The sequence below is a fragment of the Rhizobium sp. SG_E_25_P2 genome (assembly GCF_029892285.1).
GTDB lineage: Bacteria > Pseudomonadota > Alphaproteobacteria > Rhizobiales > Rhizobiaceae > Rhizobium_E.
The window spans coordinates 297,530-324,245 of sequence record NZ_JARXVM010000003.1 but is presented as its reverse complement, the minus strand read 5'-3'; the positions used below and the strand labels follow the sequence as shown (position 1 = coordinate 324,245).

The window sequence follows — 26,716 nt, the reverse complement described above, 5'->3', positions numbered from 1 at the left end:
AAATGGAGCAGGCGCTCGGCAACGAGATCAACCGCGCTGTCACCGGTCAGATTTCCGCGAAGGAAGCCCTGGAAAACGGCCAGAACGCCTGGAAAAAGATCATGGAAAAGAACGGCTTCAGCGGCGGCAAGGGCCCGGTCGCTTATGCGGATGTGGCTCCCGGCATGTATGTCGGCGCCGGCAAGCCGCTGCCGTTCTGAGGTGATGATGGCGACTTTCACAAGCAGCCAGACAGCAGGGGCGGATCGCGCCGCCCCTGCGCGTCGATATAAGCGACGTTCGCCCCTGCTGCGGGCAGCATTCCCTTACCTTCTCGTCGCACCTGCCCTGATCTATCTACTGGCGATCACGCTCTATCCGGGTGTTTTCGCGATCTATCAGAGCCTGTTCGTCGTCAAATTCGTCAAATGGACCTGGGCGGGCTTCGACAATTACATCGAGATCCTCCAGGATCGCGAATTCTGGGCCGCACTCGGCAACACGCTGATCATCGGCGGCATTTCACTCTGCCTTCAAACAGTGATCGCGCTGGCGATCGCCTATTTCGCTTATCGGGATCGCATGGTGCGCGGTTGGCGCATCGTGTTCCTGATGCCGATGCTGTTCATGCCCTCCGCCGTCGCCTTCATCTGGAAGCTCGCTTTCAATGACGGGCGGGTGATTTCGGATCTCCTCATGCATCTCGGCATCGTCAGCGGCAATGTCGACTGGCTTGGTTCCGTCTGGCTGGCGCGGTTGACGCTGATCGTCGCCGACGTCTGGCAGTGGACCCCCTTCCTGTTCATCATCTTCGTCGCTGCTTTGCAGGGCCAGGATCAGGAAATCGAGGAAGCGGCGCGTCTCGACGGCGCATCTTGGCCAGCGATCTTCTGGAACATCTCCCTGCCGATGATGCGGCCGGTGATCGTGGTGGCCGTGACGCTGCGCGCCATCGACATCACCACCATGTTCGCCAACGTCTTCATCATGACCCAGGGAACGCCGGGCGGCACGACCGAAACCATGAGCTTTTTCATCTACCGCACCGGTTTCCGCATGTTCAATTTCGGTTATGCGTCGGCCGCATCGGTTCTGATGCTGATCATCACTGTTATCGTGGCGCAGACGATCGTCAAGCGCGCCTTCCATTCGGGGAAGAGCTGATGGCTTCCGTACGTAGAACCCGTGGCGAAAGCCTTCTGATCCGTTACCTGATCCTCGGCGCCTGGGCGCTCGTGTGCCTGGCCCCGATCCTGTGGTTCATGACCATCGCCTTCCGACCGAGAACAGAGATCATTACGACCTCGCCGATCTACTTTCCCACCTTCTCGCTCGACGCCTGGCGTCAACTGGTGGAAGACTGGCCGATCGGCAAATATCTGCGCAACTCGCTTGTGGCGGTCACCGGCTCGGTGATCATCGATCTTGCGCTGGCGATCCCCGCCGCCTTCGCCTTGTCGCGCTATGAGTTCAAAGGGCGCGAGGATATCGGCTTCTATATCCTGTCCACCCGGATGATGGCGCCCGCGATCGTGGCGATCCCGATCTTCTTCCTGTTCAAGAAACTCGGCCTGCTCGATTCCGTCTGGGCGCTGATGCTGGTCTACGCCGCAGTCAATCTGTCGCTGGTGACCTGGATCATCCGCAGCTACATGCTGGATATTCCCAAGGAGTTGGAGGACGCGGCCCGCACCGATGGCGCAGGCGACCTGACGATACTCCGGGAGATCATCATTCCCGCCTGTCTGCCCGGCATCATCACGGCGGCGGTCATCGCGGCGATCTTCGCGATCAACGAGTTTCTCTTCACACTGCTTCTCGCCTCCACCGAGAATGCCTACACGATGTCGGTCGCGCTTGCCAATTTCACCGGCGGCTCCGACGGCGTCATTTACAATGCCATAGCCCTCGTCTCCTTCCTCGCCTTTGCGCCGATCCTGATCCTGGTTGTCCTCATCCAGAAGCATCTGTCGCGCGGCCTGACGATGGGCGCAGTGAAAGGATAAGCCATGGGTTCGATCAAGCTTCAAAACATCGTCAAGCGATACGGAGCCTTCATTGGCGTTCAGCATATGTCGCTCGACATCGACGACGAGGAATTCCTCGTGCTGCTCGGCCCTTCGGGTTGCGGCAAGACCACCACCATGCGGATGATCGCCGGCCTGGAGCAACCCAGCGAAGGCGAGGTCATCATCGGCGGCGAGGTGATGAACGACATCGACGCCCGCGACCGCGACGTCGCCATGGTCTTTCAAGGCTATGCGCTCTATCCGAACATGACCATCTACGAGAATATCCGCTTTCCGCTGAGAATGCGCAAAATTCCAGCCGACAAGCAAGACCGGATGATCCGCGACGCCGCAGCCATGGTCGAACTCGGCGAATATCTCGACCGCAAGCCCTCAGCGCTGTCAGGCGGCCAGCGTCAGCGCGCGGCGCTCGCCCGCGCTGTGGTTCGCCAGCCCCAGGTGTTCCTGATGGACGAGCCTCTGTCCAATCTCGACGCCAAACTTCGCGCCTCGATGCGCGTACAGATCAAACATCTGCAACGGCAACTGAAAGTGACGACCGTCTATGTGACGCATGACCAGATCGAGGCGATGACGCTTGCCGACCGGATCGTGATCATGAACAGGGGCGTGATCCAGCAGGTCGGCACGCCGGACCAGATCTATTCCGATCCCGCCAACACCTTCGTCGCGGGCTTCATCGGCAGCCCGCCGATGAACCTGATCGAAGGCGTGGCCAAAGACGGCGCTTTCACCGCACCGGGCGTCTCCGCCCACTGCCCTGCCTATGTGTCCGGACCTGTAACGCTCGGCATTCGCCCCGAAGACTGCCGCGTGACGGAAGGCGGATACATCAACGGAACCGTCTATGGCGTCGAGCCGACCGGCGACGTCACCTATCTGACCATTTCCGCGGGCGCCAAGCAGATCGAGGTCAAGGCCGACAGACAGTTTCGCCGCGACATCGACGCTCCGATCGGCATCAGCTTCGATCTGGCGAACACATTCTTCTTCGATCAGGCCGGGCAGCGGATACGAGGCTAAGTCATGGCGCCGAAATTTGATTACACCTCCATGGGCTTCATCACATTCGACGCCCTCTGCCGCCCCGTCACCGCCATTCCTCCGGGCGGCGACACCTATTTCGTCGACGAATTCACGCTCGCTGTCTCCGGCGCGGCCGGCAGCGCCGTCATCGTAGCCGCCAAGCATGGCCTCAAGGCGCGCGCCGTCGGCGGCGTCGGTCATGACGACATGGGCGACTGGGTGCTGATGAAACTTGCGAGCTTCGGCATCGACATCTCGCTGATGAGCCGATGCGAGGGTTTCACCACCTCCTCCTCCGTCGTCACCACCCGTCCCGATGGCCAGCGTCCCGCTCTGCACAAGCGCGGCGCGACCGATGGTTTCTTCATCGAGGATGCCGAGATCGACGATCTTCTGGATACGAAAATCCTTCATGTCGGCGGCGTCGGCCTGATGAACCGCATGGACGATAACGGGCGCACCCGCGAGATCATGGCGGAGGCACGGCGTCGCGGCGTGATCACGACCCTAGACGTTTTCGCCTCGACCAAGGCGGACCTGCCGAAAGTGGAAGCGCTGCTTCCCTATACCGACTATTTCCTGCCGTCAGAGGAAGAAGCAGCGGCGCTTTCAGGCCTGAGCGGCAATCGGGCTCTGTCCCAGTTCCTGATCGATCGCGGCGCGAAAAGCGTCATTCTGACAATGGGCGGCAACGGAGCCTATTATCTCGATCGCGATGGACGGGAAATTCGTTCGCAGGCCTATGAGGTCCAGGTGAAATGCACCTGCGGCTGCGGCGACTGCTTCAATGGAGGGTTTGCGACCGGATTGCTCAAGGGCCTTTCGCTGAATGAAGCCGTCGATCTCGGCCAGGCGTCGTCGGCGCAGAATGCGACCGGACTCGGCAGTCAGGCCGGAGTGCGCGACTATGCAACAACGCTCGAATTCATGCGCATGACGAAACGCCGCCAACTGCTCTGAGGCTTCCCCCTGGGTCCGCTTTGAACTATGTTCTCAACGTCTGCAATGGAGTTGACAAGTGGGGACATCGCCACGGCCAAATCTGATCGATCCCGTCCCGCTCCGCGAGATGCTGCGCGGGATTCGCTTCATGGTCAAACGTGGAGGCGAAGCCCTGCGATCGAGGGCGACCGCAGACAGGCTGCCTAAACCGGCGGCAGACATTGCCAATGCTGTCCTTGATGAAATGATGGGACTAGGCCATCGGGTGAACGCGCAGGTTTCGGTGCTGGCGAAATCGATGATCGGCACTGAACCAGATTCCGATATCATGCTGGAAGATCTCAGCGCGACAGAGGCGCCGGCAAATCTGTTCGCCGCAACGCTCTATCCCGCCATGAAACTGGCGACCGCGCGGATGTCGCTCACGGGCGCCTTCGTCAGCGAAGCAGCGGCCCGAAAAGCCTTCGCCGAAACCGTGACGTCGCAAAAGCACGTGTCGGGCGCGCATATGGCTGCGACGCTGACTTTTGCATTGATCGACGCGCCGGTTCTGCAAGGCCACATAACGAGCGCAAACGCGCTTTTGAGCGGCGACGAAGCCAAGGCCGTCGCGATTTTCGCGGTGCTTCTCTGGCTACAGTCTCCGCGAGAGGAGGCCGATCAGGAAATGGCTCTCATGTCGGCCGTCGATTTGTCGGGGATATTCGCCAAACAGATTGTCACGGCCTGCGGGACGCGCGACGCGGCGGCTCTCGCCTTGCTCTATGCAAAGTATGCGGACAATGTCTGAACAGTTCAAACCGATGGCGTCCCTGCCGCCAACCAACGAGCCCTATCGCGTCGCCGTCCGTCGACTTCGATGGTTCAAGGCGGCCTTTACACGGTTCGTCGAAACGCTCGAAGCCGAACTCGGCTGCGAATTCACGGTCGATGAGACCAAGATCGCTGCGGTTTTCGTGCGATGGCTGGAGATGATCGATCGCCAGAGACCCAACGACAAAAGCGAGCGCCCGGCGTTTTTCGCCTTCGCCGCCTCGCTGATGTTCCGCGAGTTGATCGCCGATATGCCTATCAAGGCTTTAGGCCCCGCGACCAAACAGAAACCCGATGCGCCGAGCGCGTTCTGGCCCGAGGGCTATGTTTGCACGATGTTCTGCCTATCCGTCCATGCAGCCGCCATGGAGCAGGAGTTTCATCTACAAACGCATATCGCGCCTGACATCGGCAATATCAGGTCATGGTGGTCATTCCGAGAAAATGCGCTCGAAAATGGCGGCTTTGCCGCAGGCTTCCTGCAAAAAATGCTGGGCTATGAGCCCAACTGGTTCATGCCTGCCTCTTTTATCGCCAGAATTGGCGATTGGCTCGTTTCCCCGGAGACGACGTCGGACAACCAGACGACGCAGGGCCTGTGACCAACTGCTATATCGTTCGCCCTGAGCTTGTTGCCCCGGCGCGCTGCTGTTGATCTGATATGACAAAGTCGGGACGCAATCGTTTTTAAGGTTGATACCGACACGCCGCAAGATTCTGGGCGCCTTTGTGTTAAGTTTGGAATCGATTTTCCCGGATTTCTTTGACGTTGCGCCGACGTCGTATAGCGTTTTTCGGCTGCTTGAATGGGCCTCATCCGCCGCCAATCAACTCCACCGTCCCGGTATGAATGCAATGCATGCGCGGAGCGTCCGGCTGTTCGATCTGGCGCACCAGCCCCTCCACGAGATTATGTCCGATAGCCACCATATCCACAGTATGGGCAACCAGCGGAACCGAGAGATACCGGCATATATGGGTATTGTCGCGCACGACAACGTGGAAATCGCGACCTACAGTCAGCCCCTTTCGGCGGGTGGCGCTCAAGGCCCCGAGCAAGCCTAGCTCATTGGCGCAGACAAGGCCTGTCGGGGGATCTGGCAGGTTCAAAAGGCGAGAAATCCATCCCTCGCTCGCCTGCATCGTGAAATCCTCCAGGCCGATAAGGCGCTCGTCAAGCGGCAGGCCTGCCCTGTCATGCGCCTTGGCATAGCCGGCCTTGCGCGCCGTACTGTACTGATCCTCACGCGCCAAAAGCTGCAGGGCTATGCGGCGGCAACCCTTTTCGACGAGCATGCTTGTCGCCTCGGAAGCGATCGTCTCGTTGTCCACATCCACATAGGCGTAATCATGCGGGCTGTCGCTGCGGCCAAACGCTATGAAGGGGATCTTGCGATCGAGAAGAAAGGGGATACGCGGATCATCCGCCACCATGCGGGTGATGACGATGCCATCGGCGCTGCCCGCCTGGATCAGTCGGCGGAGATTTTCCTGCGGCTCTTCCTCTGGCGTCGTAGAGTAAATGGAAAGGCCGTAACCCTTCGCCTGAGCAGCGATCGTCAATCCCTCGATCAAGGGAAGCTTCGCGATGTCCGACAGATAGTCGCGCGTCTCCATCGGCAGGATTGCCGTCAATGTGCGGGTAAGGCCTGTGCGCAAAGCCCGGCCATGTAGATTCGGCACGTAACCCGCCGCAGTTGCCGCCGCCTTTACCCGCCGGATCGTGTCTGGATGCACCTCCGGACCGTCTTTCAAGGCGCGGGACACCGTCGTAACCGAAAGACCGAGCTCATTTGCGATCCGCCGCAGATTGGGTCTCTCCATCAAAGCCGTGATCTCCTTCAGTCTTTTGACTTTCGCTTTTCCGTCACACTGCCCTCTTCGCGCCGCGATTGGAAGCCGCCCGCGGCCATGCGCCAGAGATTCCACTTGACGAAACGTAGATATCTCTTAATCGTAACGTTACGAATTGTAAAAATCAGGCATTAAGACCGATATTTTCGTTTAGAGGGTGAACAAAGGAGATCAACCCATGACTGGAATGTTGCGCCTCACCATGGCTGCTATCGCGTTGGCTGTCGCCGGCCCGCTGGCAGCCCAGACACTGACCATCACCACGGCGGGCGGCGATTACGGCGCCGCCATGAAAGAGACCATGTGGGGGCCCGCCGCCACCGAACTCGGCCTCGACGTGCGCGAAGAAACACAGAGCGACGGTTTTGCCGCTCTCAAGATGCAGGTGACGTCTGGCGCAGTGACAACCGACGTGATCCATCTGGGTTCGCCGGAAGGCGCTCAGGCGGCGGCCCAAGGCTTGCTTGAGCCGCTCGACTATTCGATCATCGACCCGAAAACGCTGCCGCCGGGCGCGGAGTCGGCCTATTGCTATCCTTTCAGCTCCTATGGCACCGTCATGGCCTGGAACACCAAATCCTTTGGTGAGAAGCCGCCTGCGAACTGGGCCGAATTCTGGGACGTGAAGGCATATCCCGGCACGCGTGCATTGCGCGCCAATGCCCAGGATCTCATCGAAATCGCGCTCCTGTCCGAAGGTGTCGCCCCAAACGAGGTTTATAAGGTTCTCGAAACGCCCGAGGGCCTCAAGCGCGCCATTGATCGACTGGCTGAACTGAAGCCGAATGTTTCGGTCTGGTGGACCTCGGGAGCCCAATCCGCCCAGATCCTGAAGGACGGCGAAGCGGACCTCGTCGTCACATGGAATGGCCGCGCGGAAAGCGTGAAGGCTGATGGCGGCGCAGCCGACTACAGCTTCAAGGGCTCAGTAATCGGCACCGACTGTCTTGCCGTGCCGAAGGGGTCGGCGAACAAGGATGCGGCGATGAAGCTGATCGCCGCCATGACCAAGCCGGAACGCGGCGCCAAACTCACGGACTTCATTGCCTATGGCCCGCTGAACCCGAAGGCGTATGAGGGTGGCCTTATTCCCGCCGAACGCCTGCGACTGCTTGCAACAGCGCCTGGCAACGTCGAAACCTCTGTGTTCTCCAAGGCCGATTGGTGGGTAAAGAACGGCGATGCGGCACAGGCCGCCTTCGACGAAATGATGAATCGCTGACGTTTCCGGGAGCCGCTCTCACAATGGCCATCGCCTCGCTTCCCATCACCATCGATCGCGTCCGGAAAGTCTTTGGAGACTATGTCGCCCTGAATGAGGTTTCCCTGGAAATCGCGGCGGGCGAGTTCCTGACGCTGCTCGGGCCTTCGGGATCCGGCAAGACGACGCTTCTGATGGCCCTTGCAGGCTTTGTCCGTCCTGACAGCGGCTCCCTTGCGATTGGCGACCGGGATGTCACCCGGTTGTCGCCCGACAAGCGGGATATCGGCATCGTGTTCCAGAACTATGCGTTGTTTCCACATATGAGCGTCGTCTCGAATGTCGAATATCCGCTGATCCTGCGCAAGGTCCCGAAAATCGAAGCCCGGAGGCGAGCGCTGGCCGCCCTGGCGCGGGTCAAGCTTGAGCACTATGGCGACCGCAACATCGCCGCCTTGTCCGGCGGTCAGCGCCAACGCGTGGCGCTTGCCCGCGCCATCGTTTTCGAGCCCCGCGTAATGTTGATGGACGAGCCCTTGTCGGCGCTTGACAAGAACTTGCGCGAACACATGCAGTTCGAGATCCGCAGATTACACGACGATCTCGGCATCACGACCATTTACGTCACCCACGACCAGCGCGAGGCGCTGACCATGTCGGACCGGATCGCCGTCATGGATGCCGGAGAAATCCAGCAGATCGCCTCGCCGTCCGAGATCTACCATCGCCCGAAGACCCGTTTTGTCGCGGAATTCATGGGCGAGGCCAACATTTTGCCTGGCAGTCAACTCAGCGGCTTTCGCGGCGCCGGCGAAACGCGGCCGGGCCTTGCAATGATCCGAGCCGAGAGTTTCTATCTGGATCCCTCTGAGATTGCCGGGAGCGTGGTGGCCATCAACGGCGCGCTCTCAGCCAAAGCCTTTCGTGGTGAAAACTGGCTTCTCAAATTGCTGACGGCGAACGGCGCCGAGGTGACGATCAGCATACCGGCCACACGCTCGGCGGGTTGCGCCGATTTCCAACAGGGTCAGGCTGTCACAGCCTATACAGCGGTCGCGTCCGTGCATAGTCTGCCGGAAGGCGGCGCGCGATGAGCAGGGCGTCCTATCTCCGGGATGCCCGGCGCGAGCGTCGATTCTACTTGGCGCTGGCGCTTCCAGCGCTCCTTCTCGTCGGGCTCGCCGCCCTGCTGCCCATCGCGTGGATACTGCGCCAGTCCTTTCTCGATCTCGGCGGCAACGTCTCCATCGCCAATTACGAAAAGATACTCTCAAGCGGGCTTACCTGGTCGGCGCTGGGCACGACTCTGGCGCTGTCAGGCGCCACGCTTCTGGCTTGCATGATCCTTGGCGTGCCGCTGGCGCTGACGCTTGCAAGCGCCAGCACCCGCATCGCCAACCGGGTGCTGATCCTGATCATGTTGCCTCTCTGGACCTCGATTCTCGTGCGCACCTATGGCTGGCTGGTGCTATTGCGCAAGGATGGATTGATCAATTCGACGCTGCAAGCTCTGGGCCTGACGGAAGCTCCGTTGCCATTTGTCTATAATTTCAGCGGGACGCTGATTGGCATGGTCCATTACATGCTGCCGCTGTTTGTGCTGCCGGTCTATGCCGCCATGCGCGACATAGACATTAACATCACGCGGGCAGCCGCCAGCATGGGAGCGAGCCTCTGGCATTGTGTGCGGACCGTCATCCTACCGCTGTCGGCCGGCGGCATTCTGTCGGGTTCGACGATCGTCTTCATTTATACGCTCGGCTTCTTCATCACGCCGGCGGTGCTTGGCGGCGGCAAGGTCAATCCGATCTCGATCCGTATCGACCGCACACTTTCCACCTTCCAGGACTGGGGCTCCGCCAGCGCTCTCGGCGTGCTACTGCTCGTCCTGGTGCTCCTGACCGGCGCCATGCTGTACGCCACGCGCTGGTTCCTCGGCCGGGAGGCGCGCCATGCTTGACGCCTATCAGGACAATCGAACTAGCAGGACTTTGCTTTGGGTGTTTTCCGGAATGGTCCTGCTGTTCCTGATGCTGCCCACGTTGATCGTAGCGCCGCTGTCCTTCTCCGCCTCCGACCTGCTCGAATTCCCGCCCCGGCAATGGTCGCTCCGCTGGTACGAGACGTTCTTCTCGTCCCCGGCCTGGATGGCGGCCCTGCGCACCAGCCTGATCCTCGGCGTGCTGACAGCCGCAATCGCCGTACCGTTGAGTTTCCTTGCTTGTTTCGCCATCAACCGGCTGGGCTCTCGGAGCGCAGCAGGGGTTTATGCGTTGCTGCTTTTGCCTTCGGTCACTCCGGGCATCCTGCTCGCAATCGGACTGTTCTTCGTGCTTGCGAAACTCGGTCTCGTGGGAACGCTGACAGGGGTGCTCGCCGGACACATCGTGCTCGCCATTCCGGTATCGGTCATCGTGCTCCATCCGGCGCTCAACCGTTTCGACTGGGCCCAGGCTCAGGCGGCGCGCAGTCTTGGCGCCAGTTGGTTCCGCACGATGAGAGACGTCATCCTGCCGCAGCTTGGCCTTAGCCTGACGACCGCCGCACTGATGGCCTTCCTGACCTCTCTCGACGAAGCCGTGATCTCGATCTTTGTCGCCAATGGCCCGAACAGCACGCTGCCGAAGCTGATGTTCATTTCGCTCCGCGATCAGATCGACCCGACGATCGCCGCAATCTCAACCCTCTGGACCGTCCTGATTTCAGGCGTCGTCCTGTTTATCAATTTGCGTGACCGCGGCCAAACCGCATGAAAGACATGACATGACGCGGGACATATTTCTTTCTTCCATACCCAGGACCAAACTGGCGATCATCACCGGCTCCGCAAATTGGGGTCTCGCTTTCCCCGAGGATGTCGCCATGGCTGGTGTGCGAGTGCTCGCCCGCGATCTCGCCTTTGACACGCCCTACGGCGTCTCGGAAAACTGGAAGCTCCTGGAATTCGACGCCAGCATCACCGCGCAGGGAAAGACGCAACAAGCTTTGTGCATGTATTCTCATGGCAATCCGCGCGACCATATCGACCACTCCTGCCATCGGCGGTCGTTCTGGGTGTTGATGGAAGCGGGTGTCAGCCACGTTATCGCCTGCTCGACGATCGGTGCGGTCAACAAGGCGATCCAGCCGGGCGACATGGTGATCAACGCCGATATCATCGAGATGACTCAAACGCCCTACTCGCTTTTGCCGGGGCGGCAGCGCTTCGACTGCTCCGGCAAGCAGATCGTCTGCCCGCATTGCGCCGGCATCCTGGCCAATACGGCGCGCAAGATCTGGCCAGCAGCCTGCCGCGTGCATGGGATAGAGCAGGGACTGGTCGCGGCCCACACATATGGGCCGCGCCTAACCACCCCGGCCGAGGCGATGGCCTTTCGAGGGATGGGGGCCGATATCGTCAACCACTCGATCGCACCGGAAGCGACATTGTCGCGGGAGATCGGAGCCTGCTTCGTGCCATGCGCCTTCGTCACCGCCGGTTTCAATGACTATATGGACCGAAGTCGTGGACAACTGCTGCAGGACGATATTCTACCCAGCCTGTCGATGCTCGCATCACGGGTAGCACTTCTGACCGCCGCCAAAATCCAGACAGAAAGGCCTTGTGGCTGCGCTGAGCTCAAATCTCCACAGCCAATGGAGCGCTACACCATATATTAGCGGGCGCCGGCCACCGTCGCCAAACCTCGACGCTCATGCTCATCGCGGACTGCGCTCACCTGTTTGCGGCTCTTGACCAACTCCCCGGGACAGCAGATACTGAATATGTTAAATACCCATGGCGTGGAGGCGTCCTGGGCATTCTCTTTCTGTTGGGAGGCGGAAATGGAGCTGTTGAACAGCCGGAGCCTGATGCCGGTCGACTGGACGATTATTCCTTACGATCAATGGGCGGATGACCTGCAATCGATATGCGGACGGTTCACCCCCCGCCCAACGGAAAATGGCAAATCCGTACGGGGCGCTGCGCGCGGCATTGATGTCTGTGGAATGCAATTCGCCCATGTCTCGAACGATCTCGATCGCGTTCATCGCGATTGGGACGACATAAAGCGTGACAGCAACGAGCATCTGTTCCTAATCGTCCAACTCGAAGGGTCATGCGGCGTCGATCATTTCGGCCACCATAATACGCTTGATGTCGGCGATTGCATTCTGGTGGACTCTACCAAACCAACCACCTTTCATTTTGGCGGCGTATTCAGCAATCATCTGTCGATGCATTTGCCGCGACAGATCATGTATTCTGAAAAACGTACGAGTTTCGACGTCGCCCGCAAGCTGCAGGGTTTTGACCCGATGGCGATCATGCTCCGGGCGTTGATCGCCAAGATCATGTCGACGCCGGCGAACGACACGAATTCGGCGCAGCTCAAGGACCTCATCTTCAGCGCGACACGGCAGGCATTCGTCTCGGATGCGGAGGCGTTGCCACACCTGGTCAACGATAGCGCGGGGCGTCGCCTGCAGATGGTTGACATCCTGATCGATCGCCATCTGACCGACGCCAATCTGTCAGCCAAATGGCTTGCGACGCGCATCGGCGTGTCCATCCGCACGCTGCAGCAGGACTTTCAGGGGCTTGGCGTCACCTGCACGACGATCATCCGCGACAAGCGGCTCAAGCTGGCAAAGCAGAAAATAGAACAGATCAAGGATCATCGCGGCAATGCGACGATCGCCGATGTCGCCTATTCCGCCGGCTTCAACGACATTTCCTACTTCAATCGCAGCTTCAAGGACCTGTTTCACTGCGCGCCGACAGATTGCCTCAAACAGGGATAGGAAAACCCGAGACGCCGCGGATTTTTTGTGCGCCGCACCTGCGTTTTTCTCCAAGACGACCCGCGCAATCTTCCAAGACAGCGATAGCGTCTAATCGGATAGTGCTCCCGTAAGATCAGCGTCGCCTCCCAAGCGGCGCCTGGGAGGAAACAGAAATGGACTACAGCTTGATCATCGGCGGCGAAAGCGTGCCGACAGAACACCACGCGCCCATTCACAATCCGGCGAACGGCGATATTGTCGGGATGATGCCGCTGGCGTCGCCCCAACAACTTGACCAGGCGGTCGTCGCTGCGGCCGCGGCTTTCAAGAGCTGGAGTCAGACATCGGATCAGGACCGCATGGCGGCCTGCCGCGCGATGGCTGACGCCATCGGGGATCATGCGGAGGAATTGGCCCATCTGCTCACCCTCGAGCAGGGCAAACCTATGAACGGTCTTGGCTCGCGTTTCGAAATTGGCGGCGCCATTGCATGGACACGCTACACAGCGGACCTCCGGCTTCCTGTCGAGGTTCTGCAGGACGACAGTGAAGGCCGCGTCGAACTCCATCGCAAGCCAATCGGTGTGGTCGGCTCGATCACCCCATGGAACTGGCCGGTCATGATCGCCTGCTGGCACATCGCGCCGGCCATTCGCGCCGGCAACACGGTGGTGATCAAGCCGTCGCCGATGACGCCGCTATCGACCATCCGCCTGGTGGAAATCATCAACACCGTTTTGCCGCCCGGCGTGGTCAATGTCGTCACTGGCGACAATCCGATCGGCGGCCTGCTTTCCGCTCATCCGACCGTCGCAAAGATGACATTCACCGGTTCGACTGAAACCGGCAAGAAAATCATGGCGTCCGCTGTCGATACATTAAAGCGGCTGACACTGGAACTCGGCGGCAATGATGCCGGCATCGTCCTCCCCGATGTCGATCCCAAAGGGATCGCCGAGGGCCTTTTCTGGGGCGCTTTCATCAACAACGGCCAGACCTGCGCCGCCCTTAAACGCCTCTACGTCCATGACAGCATCTATGATGACGTCTGCGAGGCGCTGGCGGCCTATGCCGCGAATATTCCAGTTGGCGATGGCATGGACGAGACTAGCATTCTCGGGCCCGTACAGAACGAGATGCAGTTCAACAAAGTGCGCGAACTCGTCGAAGACGCCCACGCCAATGGAGGCCGCATCCTGATTGGCGGTCAACCGATGGATCGCGCCGGCTATTTCTATCCGATCACACTCGTGGCCGATGTGACGGACGGGATGCGCCTTGTCGACGAAGAGCAGTTCGGCCCTGCCCTGCCGATCATTCGTTACTCGGACATCGACGAGGTGATCGAACGCGCCAACCGCAATCCCGCCGGCCTTGGCGGTTCGGTCTGGTCGTCGGACCCGGAACAGGCGCGCCGGTATGCGCTCAAGCTGGAATGCGGTTCGGTCTGGATCAACAAACATGGGGCCATCCAGCCCAACGCTCCGTTCGGCGGCGTCAAGAACTCCGGCATCGGCGTGGAATTTGGCGCCGAAGGCCTCAAGGAATTCACCACCATCCAGACTGTGCTGAGCTGACCATGGAAACGTTCGATTTCATCATCATCGGCGGCGGCTCCTCCGGTTGCGTCCTGGCGAACCGCCTGTCGGAAAATCCCGCCCACAGCGTGTTGCTGATTGAATCCGGCCGCACCGACAAGGATCCTTTCATCCATATCCCCGCGACCTTTTTCAAAGTCTTGGAAAAGGGCATCGACATCCATCCTTATGTGTCGGAACCGGAAAAGGGGCTGAATGGCCGCCCGTCCATTGTGCCGCAAGGCAATGTTCTCGGCGGCGGCAGTTCGCTCAATGCAATGATCTACATTCGCGGCCATCGCAACGACTACGACACCTGGTCGCAGATGGGTTGCAAAGGCTGGTCCTATGAGGACGTATTGCCGGCTTTCCGGTCGCTTGAGAATAACCAGCGCATATCGGACCGCTTTCATGGCGCGTCAGGAACGCTCGCAGTCTCCGACCCGCGGCACCGCCACCCCCTCAACGAAGCATTTGTCAAAGCGGCGACAGAAGCAGGCATTCCGTTCAACCCCGACTTCAACGGCGCGGTCCAGCAGGGCGTCGGTTTCTATCAGAGCACGACGCGCAATGGCCGTCGCTGGTCCTCTGCGCAGGCCTTTCTGCGTGACGCCGAAAAGCGGCCCAACCTGAAGATCATGACGGAAACCAAGGTCGGCCGCATCCTGTTCAGCGGCAAGCGCGCCACCGGCGTAGAACTGCTCGACGGCCGCCGGCTCAGCGCAACCAGGGAAATCGTGTTGGCGGCCGGCGCGATTGCGACGCCGAAGATCCTGCAGCTGTCGGGGATTGGCGATGCCGACCATCTGGGCGATCTGGGCATTCCGGTGGTGGCGGATCTTCCGGGCGTCGGCGCCAACTTCCAGGATCATCTCGAAGTGCCTGTCCAGGGAGAAACCCGCGACCCCATCTCGATTCTGGGCGAAGACAAGGGCATCCGCGCCGCCATGCATATGCTGCGCTATATCTTGACGCGTCGCGGCTTGCTAAGCTCGACTGTCGTGGAAAGCGGCGGCTTTGTCGACACCGCCGGCACCGGGCAACCGGACATCCAGTTCCATGTTCTGCCGGTTCTGGTCGGGTTTGCCGATCGCGACCCCGAGCCGGGCCACGGCCTGTCGATTGGCCCCTGCTTCTTGAGGCCGCGGTCGCGCGGAACCGTCAAACTGAAATCATCAGATCCTCGCGACGGCGCGCTTTTCAACGCCAATTCGCTGTCTGATCCACAGGATGTCGAAACGCTGGTGCGCGGCGTGGAGCTGGCAATCCGTATCCTCGAGGCGCCGTCGTTAGCGCGACTCGTCAAGCGCCGGGTGCTGCCCAAGCCCGGCATCGAGAAGGATCCGGATGCGCTGAGAAGTTTTATCCGCCAAACGGCCAAGACCGTGTTTCACCCATCCGGCACAGCCAAGATGGGACGCAACGACGATCGCATGGCCGTGGTCGGACCGGATCTGAAAGTCCATGGCGTCGAAGGGCTGCGCGTGAGCGACGCCTCGATCATGCCGACACTGGTTTCCGGCAACACCAATGCGCCCGCCATGATGATTGCAGCCCGCGCGGCTTCCTTCATCACGGGCAAAATGATCTCGGCGTGACCGTCACGCCGAGGAAGACCGGCTGATCGGAGGCGGCCGGTCGTCCGCCCACGGGCGACATACAACAACTGGAGGAGAGCCAAATGAAAAAAACAGCCTATCTGCTTGCCGCCTCGGCGGCGATGATCCTCGTTGGCGGAGCAAGCGCCATGGCCGCGCCGAGTTGCGGCCTCAACAATGGCAAGAAAGCCGAGGGTGAGCCGATCCAGGTCGGCGCCGTCGTCGGCCGCACCGGTCCGGACGATTTTTCGTCATCCGCCAAGGCCGCCCAGGCCTATTTCAACTGCGTCAACGACAATGGCGGCATCAATGGCCGCCCGATCGAATATCTGGTAGAAGACGACCAATGGAACCCCGAGGTTGCGGGACAGGTTGCCGCCAAACTCGTCAAGGACAAGAACGTCCTAGCCCTTGTCGGCAGCGCCTCTTTCGTGGAAATGGGCGTCAACGCCAAGCTCTACCAAGATGAAAACGTCATGTCGATGGCGTCGGGCTGCGCCGTCGCGGAGTGCTTTGAATCCAAGAACATCGTTTCGACCAATCAGGGTCCATTGCCATCAAGCGTTGGCGCCGCGCAATGGGCTGTGGCCAATCTCGAGTCCAAGAATGTGGTCTGCATCGGACTGACCATTCCCACTGTCGGGCGCTATTCCTGCGGTTGGACCGAAAAATACATGCAGTCCAAGAACCTGACGGGATCGAGCGTTCTGATCGATCCAGGCGCAGCCGACATGAATTCCGCCTATCTTGAGGCAGTCGCATCCGGCGCCGACACCATTCTGGTCAATCTGCCTGCCGGTATGGCGGCGGCCCTGTTGCAGGTTGTGATGGAATCGGGCGCGCAGGATCAATACAAATGGATTTCGTCGACCCCGCTTTACGACAAGGATGTGCCGGCTCTTCTCGGCGACGCCTGGTCAGGCAAAATGTATGTGAACGCCGAACTGACGCCAATCGATGGAACGGGACCCGATGCGACCAACTGGCGCGAGATCATGGATAAATACGGCGAAACGAGTGATCCACGCGATACCTTCAGCCAGTCCGGCTATCTCTCGGCCCGCTTCTTCGTCGACGCCATGCTGAAACTCGACCCGGCCAAGATCGATCGCAACTCCGTCACCGACGCGATCCGCGCAATCAAAAACGAGAAATCCGATCTTCTCTGCGGCCCCTACTATGTAGGCCCCGGCGATCGCCACATGCCGAACCACGCCAATGTCATGATGCAGATGATTGATGGCGGTTTCAAGCAGGTGGGCGGATGCGCCGATGTCGACAGCGCCTATCTCGATCCAATCCGCGCCCAGGAAAAAGAGCTCGGAATTTCCAGCAACTGATGAACGGATGAAGCGATGGGCGCCTATGGCCTCTTCCTCGTATCCGGTCTTGCCGTGGGCGCTCTCTACGCCCTCGGCGGGGTCGGGCTCGTGCTGCTCAATCGGGCGACTGGCGTCCTGAACTTCGCCTATGGTGCGATTGGCGGCCTTGGCGCCATGTGCGCCTGGCAGATCCTGCAATGGGGTTATCCAGAGCCCTTGGCCTGGGCGGTCTGCCTGTCGATCGGCATCCTTTTGTCGGCCGGCTATGGCGCGCTGGTGGCGCCGGGGCTCGCCCATCGCGAGCCAGTCGTCAAGGCCGTGGCCACGCTCGGCTTCGGCATCGCCATTCTCGGCGTGATGAACCTGCTCTGGGTCGTCAATCCTCGCAAGCTGACGCTCGCTCTCGACGGCGTAGCGATCAATTTGCTCGGACTGAGAATGACGGGAACGCGCCTTCTGGCTCTGGTCGCCGGCATTGCAATCACCGCCGGCATGGGATTTTTCCTCGCCCGCACGCGGCTCGGACTGATGATGCGGGTGCTTGCCGATGATCGCCAGCAGGCAGCGGTGCTTGGCACGCCGATCCGCAAGGTCGAGACCATCGCCTGGGGCTTTTCCGGTCTCATGGCGGGGATTACCGGCATGCTGTTCGGCGATCTCGTCCGGCTTGACCCGGCGGTGCTGACCTTCATCGTGATTCCGATCATCGCCACCACCGTCATCGGACGACTGACCTCGATCCGCACGACATTCTTCGCCGGTCTGGCGATCGGCGTCATCGAAAGTTTTCTCACCCTCTACAAACCGCTTGCGCCGTTTCGCGTCGCCTCGCCCTTTATCGTGGCGATCCTGGCGCTGTTGTGGTTGCAGCGCGGCCGCAGGCTGACATTCGCAGGAGCCGACTGATGCAGGCCCTCAACCAAACGACGACAGCTTCGGCGACCGCCGATAGCGAAAGCAGACAATTGATGGCCAAAGCCTTGGCTCCAGTCTTCCTGATCACGCTCGCGCTGGCGCTTCCGGTTTTTGCGTCCGCCCTGTGGCTGAAAGTGATGACATCGGTGGTCATCTATACTTTGACGGCTGCGAGCATCGGCTTGCTCTATCGCAAGCTCGGCCAGGTATCCCTGGCGCATGTGGCCTTCATGGGTTGCGGCGGCTGGATGGCTCTTCGACTGGCCTATGGAACTGATCTGCCATTCGAGATCAATGTGCTGCTCGGAGGATTTTTCGCCGCGGCGGTCGGGATGATCTTCGCCTATCCAGCCCTGAAAATGCGGGGGCTCTACCTGGCTCTGGTAACGCTGATGGCGGCGGGCGGCTTCGGCATTCTCATCAATGTCCTGCAGTTTCCGAATGGAGGCCCCGGACTGCTGGGCTTCGCGGTAAAGTCTGTGTCCTACATGCCCCGTCCCTGGCTCGCGCAATCCGACCAGGCCTATTTTCGCTACTGCGTGATCGTGGCAGCGCTCGGCTTTCTGCTGATCCAACTGCATGAACGCTCCCGGCCAGGCCGAGCCTGGGCATTGATCCGCCGCAGCGAAGCGGTCGCCATGTCGGCGGGCGTCAACGTGACCGGATACAAAATTTGGGGGTTTGGCCTTTCCGGCTTCCTGGCCGGCATTGCCGGGGGGCTGCTGGCCGGCAATCTCCAACTGCTGGACGCGCGCTCCTTCCCTCCGGCGGAGTCGGTGATGATCTTCGCGCTGACTATCGTCGGCGGCGCATGGCACTGGTACGGCGCGGTCATCGCCGCCCTGCTCTATCGCTTCATGCCTGCGCTTCTCAACGATATCGGAGTCAGCGGCGACGCTGCCTATATCATCTTCGGCGCCGCCCTGATCCATGCATTGACGACAGCTCCGCACGGCATTGCCGGACAGATGGCCGACCTGTTCGCCCGACGGCGGAGCCGCAAGGAGGGGCAGCCATGATCTCTATCCGCGATCTCACCGTGACCTTTGGAGGCGTCATGGCGCTGAACAAAGTGACGGTCGAACTGGTTACGCCCGTGGTCGGCATTATCGGACCGAATGGCGCAGGAAAAACCACCTTCTTGAATGTCTTGTCCGGATTCATCACACCAGCCGCCGGCTCAGTCCGCGCCGTCGGCGCCGAAATCCTGCCAATGCCGCCGCACAAGCGCAGCCGCTGGGGGCTCAGGCGCTCGTTCCAGAAAGAGCAGGTGGTGGATGAGTTGACGGTCGAGGACAATGTCGGCGTCATGCTTGACAGTCTCGGCTTCGGTTATGCCGAGCGGGAGCGGCAACTGGCTCAGGCGCTGGAGTTTTGTGGACTGTCGTCTATCCGCAAGGCGCGGGCGCAGGGCCTCAACGCCTTCGAGCGCCGCATGACAGAAATCGCCCGCTGTTTAGCTGGAAAACCGAAAGTGCTGATGCTGGACGAACCCGGAGCCGGCCTTAGCCAGACGGAAGTGGACCGTCTCAGACAGATCATCCTTGGCATCCACGCCTTCAACGGCGCGATGACCTTGCTGATCGACCATGATGTGGACCTGATCCAGGCCGTCTGCGGGGCCACGATGGTGCTAGATTTTGGTTCGCTGGTCATATCGGGACCGACCCGCGAGGTTCTCAGCGATCCCCGCGTTCGCGCCGTCTATCTCGGCGCCGAGGAGGTTGCATGAGCCGCATCACCATTCACAATCTCAACGTCCGTCGAGGACACAAGCGGGCGGTCGACAATCTCTCCCTGACGCTGGAGACCGGCAGGATCACCGCGCTGCTGGGGCCGAATGGCGCTGGCAAAAGCACGCTTGTCCTTGCGCTTGCTGGCGTCTTGCCAATTGAAAGCGGATCGGTCGATATCGACGGCGCGCAACTTGCCGGCAAGGCGCCGGAAGTCATCCGATCCACCGGTCTGGCGGCCGTGCCGGAAGGCCACCGCGTGCTCGCCGGCCTCAGCGTGTTCGACAATCTGCAAGCGGCCGGCTTCGGACACAGCCGGGCGGAAGCCGACCGCGCCGTCGGAGACGTCTTCGAGATCTTTCCCGAGCTTGCCGAACGCAAGGCCCAATTGGCCGGCTCGATGTCCGGCGGTCAGCAGCAGATGTTGGCTCTCGGTCAGGCGCTGGTGGCGAGACCAAAATTCATTCTCGCCGACGAAATGTCGCTCGGCTTGTCGCCGCTGATCGTGAAAAGGCTGATGGGGGTTATCGTCAGGCTCGCCGAACAGGGGACCGGCGTGCTGCTGATCGAGCAATTCACGACGATCGCGCTCAAGGTCGCATCCGAGGCCAGCGTCATGTCGCGCGGCAGGCTGACATTTTCGGGCGCCCCGGAAACCCTGCTCGAACAACCCGATATTCTCCACCGCGCCTATCTCGCCCAATAGCGCGATGACACGGTGTATGGGGTCAGGCGCCGCTGTCGGAGGTGTTTCGGGCCCGCCATTCGCTGGGCGGCAGACCAGCCCGCATCTTGAAGAAACGGGAGAAATAGGCAGCGTCCCTGAAGCCGATCTCGAACGCGATATCCTCAAGAGGCCGGATCGTGAAGAGCAGCAGACGTTTGGCTTCCAGAAGCCGCCGTTCGTTGAGAAAAGCTTTCACGGGCAGACCAAACGCCTGTTCGCAGGCGCGGGCCAGCAGATGCGGCGTCGTACCCAGCGAAGCGACATAGCGATCGACCGGCCAGTTGTCGCGAAAATGTTGATCGACAAGACGACGGAAATCCGAGGCCAAAAGCCTGTTGCCGGAAATGTTGCTCACAAACTGCTCGGGTCGAAGCCGGGCGATCTCTGTCAACGCGACGGCGGTGAGCGCGGTCAGCACCCGGTCGGCGCCGGGACGGGTCAGCCGATATTCCTCGGCGATCTGCTCCAACAGCCGACCCAGCCGCGACCAATCGGCGTCGCCGCCCTGATGCGTCAGCATCAAAGGCGCGTCCAGCGCCAGGATCGTCTGGTCGCGAATGGGCATCAAAGCGCTGTCTGCGATGGAGACCACGATCGCATCGGCGCTTGACGGCTCAACGCTGAAACCATGAACGACGCCGCTCGGGACGAAACTGACCGACGGCGCTAAAAAATCCAAACGCTGATCTTCGATGAAATAGGCGCCGTGCCCGCTTGTCCAGAAGGTAATCTGCGCCATTCGCGCGTGCCGATGCGCTGCAACCTGGCCAAGATGGACATTTCTGCGCGCCATCACGGTTTCGACATGCATAAAGCCGACATCAAGCGGCCGATCCGGCTCGCCGTAAACAAAAAAGGAAGGGACAGAGCGGTTCATCGCGAGGCCTGAAAAAGTGCAAGTGATTTTGCCATTCTGTGCATGGCGAGCGGCGAGTTCAAGACCTAACATCTTGATCAATGTCAAAGGAGGAGTTCCATGAATATTCAGACCCGTCGCCCCGGCATGTTGGCCGAGGATTATCGCAGCGAAAAGACGCGCCCCTTCACCGGCGAGGAATATCTCGCATCCCTGCGCGATGGTCGCGAAGTCTATGTCAACGGAGAACGCGTGGCCGATGTGACGTCGCATCCGTCAATGCGCAATTCCGCCCGCTCCATCGCGCGCATGTATGATGCGCTGCATGCGGAAAAGACGAAGGAGAGGCTGACCTCACCCACCGACACCGGCAATGGCGGCTACACCCATAAATATTTCCGCGTGGCGAAATCGTCGGAGGACCTGGTCGCCCAGCAGGGCGCGATCGCCGATTGGGCTCGCATGTCCTATGGCTGGATGGGCCGCACCGCCGATTACAAGGCGGCGCTGATGAACACGCTCGGCGCCAATGCCGATTGGTACGGCCAGTTCAAGGACAATGCTCTCGCCTGGCACAAGCGCGCGCAGGAAAGCGTGCTGTTCATGAACCATGCGATCGTCAATCCGCCGATCGATCGCCACAAGCCCGCCGACGCCGTCAAGGACGTCTTCGTCCACATCACCAAGGAAACCGACGCCGGCATCTATGTGTCCGGCGCGAAGGTCGTCGCGACCTCCTCGGCGCTAACACACTACAATTTCCTTGCCCAGAGTTCGGCGACGGTGACGGAAGATCCGTCTCTGTCGGTCATGTTCATCGTGCCGATGAACGCACCAGGCATCAAGATGTTCTGCCGCGTCTCCTATGAGCAGACGGCCAACACCGTCGGCACGCCTTTCGACTACCCGCTGTCGTCGCGCTTTGATGAGAACGACGCCATTCTCGTGCTCGACAATGTGTTTATCCCCTGGGAAGACGTGCTGGTGCTGCGCGATGCGGCCAAGATCCTCTCTTTCCACCCGGCATCGGGCTTCATGCACGGCTACTGCTTCCAAGGCTGCACGCGTCTAGCGGTGAAGCTGGACTTCATCGCCGGCCTGTTGGCGAAGGCCTTGCGCGCCACAGGCGGCGACGCGTTCCGCGGCAATCAGGCCATGCTGGGTGAGGTAATCGCCATCCGGCACCAGTTCTGGACCTTCTCCAACGCCATGGCGCACAATCCGATCCCCTGGGCGAACGGCACTGTCCTTCCCAATCTCGAAGCTGCGTTGTGCTATCGCACCTTCATGTCGGAGGCCTATCCGAAGGTCATCGACATCGTGCGCCGCACGGTCGCCTCCGGGCTGATCTACCTGCCCTCCTCGGCCAAGGATTTTGCCAATCCAGAGATCGACCGCTATCTGGCGCAATATGTGCGCGGCTCCGACAACATGGGCCATATCGAGCGCATCAAAATCATGAAGCTCCTCTGGGACGCGACCGGCACAGAATTCGGCGGCCGCCACGCGCTCTATGAACTTAACTATGCTGGCGCGCCGGAAGAAGTCCGTCTTCAGGTGCTGAAGGGCGCCGAGCGCGGCGGTCGCCTTCGCGAAATGGAAGCGCTGGTGGACGCCTGCATGAGCGATTACGACGAGAACGGCTGGACCGGCGACACCTGGCTCAACCCTCTCACCCAGGGATGAGGAGAAAGACCATGGAGGATACGGTTTCGAAAACCGACTTTCGCGACGCGATGTCCCGGGTCTGCGCCCCGGTCAACGTGATCACCACCAATGGCCCGGCTGGACGCGGCGGCTTCACCGCCACCGCCATGTGCAGCGTCACCGACGAGCCGCCGACGCTGCTTGTCTGCATGAACGGAAAATCGGCGCAATCCGGCCTATTCCTGGAAAATCGCCGGTTTTGCGTCAATGTGCTCGCCAACGACCATCAGGAGCTGGCAGGCTATTTCGCGGGCAAGCAGGCGGACATGTCCGCCCGCTATGCGGCGGCGAACTGGGTGGACATGCCCTCCGGAAGTCAGGCGCTCGCGGATGCTATGGTGTCGTTCGACTGCCACCTGGTCGAGGCGAAACTGGTCGGAACGCACAATATCTTCATCGGCCAGGTGATCGGCATCCGGTCGCGACCCGACGGCGAGGCGCTGCTCTATTTCGATCGCAATTACGTGCGGGTGCCGTCTCAGGTCGGCAGCTTCGGCGGATAAATGCAAAAACACCCCGTTTCAGGCTCGAAACGGGGTGTTTTTCTTGGATCGTCCGCGATTGGCGTCTTTGCGTTCGACTGCTTGCCTATTCTGCGCCAACAATCTCCAAACGCCATGGCTGACATGCCTCACAGCTTCAGAGCTGGATCCAGGCGGTCTTCAGGTCGATATATTTGTCGAACGCATGCAGAGACTTGTCATGGCCGTTGCCGGATTGCTTGACGCCGCCGAGCGGAACCGTGTTGTCGCTGCCGCCATAGGTGTTCACATGCACGACGCCGGCCTTGACGCCACGCACCATGCGATGGGCGCGCGACAGGTTGGAAGTCCAGACGGCGGAGGCCAGGCCATATTCGGTGGCGTTGGCGATCCGCAGGGCTTCCTCTTCGCCATCAAAGGGGAGGATGGACAAAATGGGACCGAATACTTCCTCCCGGGCAAGCGTCATGGACGGCTCCACATCAAAAACTGTCGGCTGCATGAAATAGCCGCCCGTTTCCTCCAGAATGCGCTTACCGCCTGTCAGCAAATGCGCTCCCTCGGCGAGAGCCTGTTCGGCATAGCTGAGATCCTTCATCAACTGGATCTCGCTTGAGATCGCGCCGGCCTCAGTCTTGAGATCGAGCGGATCGCCGAGCTTCATCGAGGCGGCGAACGAGGCTACTTTTTGCGAAAACTCGGCATGCACGCTTTTCTCGACAAGCAGGCGCGACCCGGCGACGCAAACCTGTCCGGAATTGCGGAAGATTCCGTAAGCGGAGACTTTCGCCGCCTGATCGAGATCAGGCGCGTCGGCGAACACGATGTTGGGCGATTTGCCGCCCAATTCGAGATAGACTCGCTTGAGATTGGATCGGGCCGAGTATTCAAGCAGCCGCCGACCGACCGGACCCGAACCGGTAAAGGCGAGGACGTCGATATCCATATGCAGGCCGAGCGCCTCGCCAGAGACGGCGCCGCGGCCCGTGACGACGTTCAGAACGCCCTCGGGCAATCCTGCTTCGGCGCAAAGCGCCGCAAGCCGCAATAGGGTCAGAGACGCGCCTTCGGCCGGCTTGAGCACGACCGAATTTCCAGCCGCCAGGGCCGGCGCGATCTTCCAGGCCCCGATCATCATCGGGAAATTCCAGGGCACGATGGCCGCGACCACCCCGACCGGCTCGCGATGAATCAGCCCGAGAACATTGGCGGCGGTCGGCGCGATCTCGCCATAGACCTTGTCGATGGCCTCCGCATAATAGCGGAACGTGCTCGCGGCGCTGCCGGGCTCCGCCTTCAGCGCCATGGAAATTTCGGTGCCATTGTCGCGCACGCCGAGCACCGCCAGTTCGAGCGCATGTTTGTCGATCAGATCGGCGATCTTCATCAACACCTTCTTGCGTTCGACCGGCGTCGCTTTCGACCAGCCGCCCTTGTCGAATGCAGAGCGCGCCGCCTTGACAGCCAGATCGACATCCTCCGCGCCCGCATCGGCGATGGTGGTGAGGCGGCGCCCGTCAAGCGGTGAAATTACCCCCATCGTCGCGCCGCTGCGGGCCTGCATCCAGTCGCCGCCAATAAACAGCGACTGCGGTTCCAGCGTCTGATGGCGCAGTAAATCGATCTTGTCCTGCATGGTTCCGTCCCTTTTTATGAAGATGGCGGGCGTGAGGCCCGCCATCCGTTGGCTGTGCTATCAACTGTCCTGACCGGCGCCCAATCTTGCAAAAGCAGCCGGATCGGCAGCTTTCAGGCGCGCCGCCAGGATGAGACCGATCGCGCCCGCGATCAGCACCAGACCCGGCAGGAACACGGCAAGGAAACCATTGGCGCCGGCGATCGCTCCGAAATCCACCGCAATCTTGTAGACAAGCGCGAGCAGGATCACACCGGTAATCACCGGCAGAAGTTTGGTAACGACCACATTCTTCTCCAACGCCGGATGACGGCTGAAGAATGTCAGGATCGAGAAGGCGGTCAGCGCCATCAGGAAAATGATCGCCAGCGTTCCGACATTGGTGAGCCAGGAGAACAGCGCCAGCACGGGATCCTGTCCCGTCGCCGCGAACAAGGCGACCACGAGAACTGCGATCACCGTCTGGATGACGGAGCCAACATGCGGGCTCTGATATTTCGGATGGGTGACACCCACGCTCTTCGGCAGCAGGCCTTCGCGGCCGGCGACATAGATGTAACGGGCGACGCCGTTGTGGAAAGCCAGCACGCCGGCAAACAGGCTGGTGACCAATAAGACTCCCATGACGACGCCGATGCCGTGACCAACATAGCGATCGGCGAGACCGAACAGGAAGCTCGTGGGATCCTGCAGCCCCTGCAATTCAGGCACGAGTTTGTCGACGCCGGCGCCGACGACCATCAGCCACGATGTCAGCATGTAAAACAGGCCGATGATGACCACCGAGATATAGGTGGCGCGCGGCACGGTCTTGTGCGGCTCGCGGGCTTCTTCGCTATAGATCGTCGTGGCCTCGAAACCGATGAAGGCGGCAAAGCAGAATAGAATTCCAATTGCCGGCACGCCGTTCATAAATGCCGAGGGCGTGAATGGCGTCATGGAAAGGCCGCTGTCGCCGCCGGTCAACAGGATCGCGACGTCAATCACCAACACGACGAGATATTCTAGAATAACCAGGATGGTCAGCACCTTGGCGGACAGGTCGACACGACGGTAACCGAAAACAGCGACGGCCGCGATGCCGATATAAGTCCAGACCCACCATGGCAGGTCCAGTCCCCAACCGGCGAAGAGACCTGAAGTGGCAGCTCCAAACAGACCGAAAACGCCGATCTGCATCGCATTGTAAGCGAGGATTGCGATCAAAGCGGCGGCGCCGCCCATCATGCCGCCCAGTCCCTGCGCCGTATAGGCGTAGAAAGCGCCAGCGTTTCGAATATGCCGGGCCATGGCGACATATCCGACCGCAAAAGAGATCAGGATCGCGGTGACCAGCAGAAAGGTCAAGGGAATGCCGGATCCGTTGCCCAGCAGCATGGCCAGCGGTACGCCACCGGCGACCGCCGTCAACGGCGCGGCTGCCGAGACCACCAGGAATGTGACGGCGCTGACGCCGAGGCTGTTCTTGCGCAGGCGGTTGTCAGCGCCCGCTTGTGTGGTTGAATTGCTCATATCGCGTAAGCTCCCCTTTGGCGTTGCGATTTTTCCGCC

At 60.5% G+C, this 26,716-nt stretch carries 25 protein-coding genes and 1 pseudogene; 22 read left to right on the top strand and 4 right to left on the bottom strand.

Going from position 1 to position 26,716, the window contains the following annotated elements:
• From M2360_RS07520 to M2360_RS07490, 7 genes and pseudogenes are all read left to right on the top strand, one after another.
• A pseudogene (locus tag M2360_RS07520) lies at nt 1–200 on the top strand (sugar ABC transporter substrate-binding protein); the annotation flags it as partial.
• A gap of 7 nt (nt 201–207) precedes the next feature.
• Complete coding sequence (locus tag M2360_RS07515) at nt 208–1,143, top strand: sugar ABC transporter permease (RefSeq protein ID WP_280774070.1); 936 nt, start codon at nt 208–210, stop codon at nt 1,141–1,143.
• Nucleotides 1,143–1,985, top strand: a complete 843-nt coding sequence (locus M2360_RS07510) for a carbohydrate ABC transporter permease (RefSeq protein WP_280774069.1) — start codon at nt 1,143–1,145, stop codon at nt 1,983–1,985. The genes M2360_RS07515 and M2360_RS07510 overlap by 1 nt, the downstream gene beginning before the upstream one ends.
• A 3-nt stretch (nt 1,986–1,988) precedes the next feature.
• Nucleotides 1,989–3,032: an ABC transporter ATP-binding protein gene (locus M2360_RS07505; RefSeq protein WP_280774068.1), complete on the top strand. Its 1,044-nt coding sequence runs from the start codon at nt 1,989–1,991 to the stop codon at nt 3,030–3,032.
• Between the two features lie 3 nt (nt 3,033–3,035).
• Nucleotides 3,036–3,995 (top strand): sugar kinase, encoded by a 960-nt coding sequence (locus M2360_RS07500; protein ID WP_280774066.1) that lies wholly within the window; start codon nt 3,036–3,038, stop codon nt 3,993–3,995.
• Between the two features lie 130 nt (nt 3,996–4,125).
• Nucleotides 4,126–4,767, top strand: coding sequence for a hypothetical protein (locus tag M2360_RS07495; RefSeq protein ID WP_280774065.1), 642 nt, complete (start codon nt 4,126–4,128; stop codon nt 4,765–4,767).
• Nucleotides 4,760–5,392 carry a hypothetical protein gene (locus M2360_RS07490; protein WP_280774063.1) on the top strand — a complete coding sequence of 211 codons (633 nt, stop codon included), beginning with the start codon at nt 4,760–4,762 and terminating at the stop codon, nt 5,390–5,392. Before M2360_RS07495 ends, M2360_RS07490 begins: the two co-directional genes overlap by 8 nt.
• A gap of 211 nt (nt 5,393–5,603) precedes the next feature.
• Here the strand turns inward: M2360_RS07490 and M2360_RS07485 are convergent, their stop codons facing one another.
• A complete protein-coding gene (locus M2360_RS07485; protein WP_280774062.1) occupies nt 5,604–6,614 on the bottom strand; it encodes a LacI family DNA-binding transcriptional regulator in 1,011 nt (336 codons plus the stop codon).
• Nucleotides 6,615–6,822: 208 nt separating this feature from the next.
• Here M2360_RS07485 and M2360_RS07480 point away from each other — a divergent pair, with 208 nt between their 5' ends.
• The 13 genes from M2360_RS07480 to M2360_RS07420 all read left to right on the top strand — a co-directional run bounded on the left by M2360_RS07480 (nt 6,823) and on the right by M2360_RS07420 (nt 20,463).
• Nucleotides 6,823–7,866, top strand: coding sequence for an ABC transporter substrate-binding protein (locus tag M2360_RS07480; protein WP_280774061.1), 1,044 nt, complete (start codon nt 6,823–6,825; stop codon nt 7,864–7,866).
• 23 nt (nt 7,867–7,889) lie between these two features.
• Nucleotides 7,890–8,939, top strand: coding sequence for an ABC transporter ATP-binding protein (locus M2360_RS07475; protein WP_280774059.1), 1,050 nt, complete (start codon nt 7,890–7,892; stop codon nt 8,937–8,939).
• Nucleotides 8,936–9,805: an ABC transporter permease gene (locus M2360_RS07470; protein ID WP_280774058.1), complete on the top strand. Its 870-nt coding sequence runs from the start codon at nt 8,936–8,938 to the stop codon at nt 9,803–9,805. Before M2360_RS07475 ends, M2360_RS07470 begins: the two co-directional genes overlap by 4 nt.
• Nucleotides 9,798–10,598: an ABC transporter permease gene (locus M2360_RS07465; protein WP_280774056.1), complete on the top strand. Its 801-nt coding sequence runs from the start codon at nt 9,798–9,800 to the stop codon at nt 10,596–10,598. The genes M2360_RS07470 and M2360_RS07465 overlap by 8 nt, the downstream gene beginning before the upstream one ends.
• 10 nt (nt 10,599–10,608) lie before the next feature.
• The gene (locus tag M2360_RS07460; protein WP_280774054.1) at nt 10,609–11,505 is read left to right on the top strand and encodes a 5'-methylthioadenosine phosphorylase; all 897 of its coding nucleotides are present in this window, start codon (nt 10,609–10,611) and stop codon (nt 11,503–11,505) included.
• Nucleotides 11,506–11,670: 165 nt separating this feature from the next.
• The gene (locus tag M2360_RS07455; protein ID WP_280774052.1) at nt 11,671–12,630 is read left to right on the top strand and encodes a helix-turn-helix domain-containing protein; all 960 of its coding nucleotides are present in this window, start codon (nt 11,671–11,673) and stop codon (nt 12,628–12,630) included.
• 155 nt (nt 12,631–12,785) lie between these two features.
• Nucleotides 12,786–14,189 (top strand): aldehyde dehydrogenase family protein, encoded by a 1,404-nt coding sequence (locus M2360_RS07450; RefSeq protein WP_280774050.1) that lies wholly within the window; start codon nt 12,786–12,788, stop codon nt 14,187–14,189.
• Nucleotides 14,190–14,191: 2 nt separating this feature from the next.
• Complete coding sequence (locus M2360_RS07445) at nt 14,192–15,787, top strand: GMC family oxidoreductase N-terminal domain-containing protein (protein ID WP_280774049.1); 1,596 nt, start codon at nt 14,192–14,194, stop codon at nt 15,785–15,787.
• Nucleotides 15,788–15,870: 83 nt separating this feature from the next.
• Nucleotides 15,871–17,127 carry an ABC transporter substrate-binding protein gene (locus M2360_RS07440; RefSeq protein WP_280774046.1) on the top strand — a complete coding sequence of 419 codons (1,257 nt, stop codon included), beginning with the start codon at nt 15,871–15,873 and terminating at the stop codon, nt 17,125–17,127.
• A gap of 15 nt (nt 17,128–17,142) precedes the next feature.
• On the top strand, nt 17,143–18,015 hold the full coding sequence (locus M2360_RS07435) for a branched-chain amino acid ABC transporter permease (RefSeq protein ID WP_280774045.1): 873 nt from the start codon (nt 17,143–17,145) through the stop codon (nt 18,013–18,015).
• On the top strand, nt 18,015–19,043 hold the full coding sequence (locus M2360_RS07430) for a branched-chain amino acid ABC transporter permease (RefSeq protein WP_280774043.1): 1,029 nt from the start codon (nt 18,015–18,017) through the stop codon (nt 19,041–19,043). The genes M2360_RS07435 and M2360_RS07430 overlap by 1 nt, the downstream gene beginning before the upstream one ends.
• Nucleotides 19,040–19,756, top strand: coding sequence for an ATP-binding cassette domain-containing protein (locus M2360_RS07425; protein WP_280774041.1), 717 nt, complete (start codon nt 19,040–19,042; stop codon nt 19,754–19,756). Before M2360_RS07430 ends, M2360_RS07425 begins: the two co-directional genes overlap by 4 nt.
• Nucleotides 19,753–20,463 (top strand): ATP-binding cassette domain-containing protein, encoded by a 711-nt coding sequence (locus tag M2360_RS07420; protein WP_280774039.1) that lies wholly within the window; start codon nt 19,753–19,755, stop codon nt 20,461–20,463. Before M2360_RS07425 ends, M2360_RS07420 begins: the two co-directional genes overlap by 4 nt.
• Nucleotides 20,464–20,485: 22 nt before the next feature.
• Here M2360_RS07420 and M2360_RS07415 read toward each other — a convergent pair whose 3' ends face one another.
• A complete protein-coding gene (locus tag M2360_RS07415) occupies nt 20,486–21,361 on the bottom strand; it encodes a helix-turn-helix domain-containing protein (protein WP_280774038.1) in 876 nt (291 codons plus the stop codon).
• A 126-nt stretch (nt 21,362–21,487) separates the two neighbouring features.
• On the opposite strand from M2360_RS07415, the gene M2360_RS07410 reads away from it, so the two are divergent.
• A complete protein-coding gene (locus M2360_RS07410; protein ID WP_280774089.1) occupies nt 21,488–23,026 on the top strand; it encodes a 4-hydroxyphenylacetate 3-hydroxylase N-terminal domain-containing protein in 1,539 nt (512 codons plus the stop codon).
• Nucleotides 23,027–23,037: 11 nt separating this feature from the next.
• Nucleotides 23,038–23,550, top strand: coding sequence for a flavin reductase (locus M2360_RS07405; protein WP_280774036.1), 513 nt, complete (start codon nt 23,038–23,040; stop codon nt 23,548–23,550).
• Nucleotides 23,551–23,686: 136 nt separating this feature from the next.
• Here M2360_RS07405 and M2360_RS07400 read toward each other — a convergent pair whose 3' ends face one another.
• Together M2360_RS07400 and M2360_RS07395 are read right to left on the bottom strand one after the other, a co-directional pair.
• Complete coding sequence (locus M2360_RS07400) at nt 23,687–25,165, bottom strand: aldehyde dehydrogenase (protein WP_280774035.1); 1,479 nt, start codon at nt 25,163–25,165, stop codon at nt 23,687–23,689.
• A 60-nt stretch (nt 25,166–25,225) separates the two neighbouring features.
• Entirely contained in the window at nt 25,226–26,677 is a 1,452-nt protein-coding gene (locus M2360_RS07395; protein ID WP_280774033.1) for an APC family permease, read from the bottom strand.
• Nucleotides 26,678–26,716: the final 39 nt, after the last annotated feature.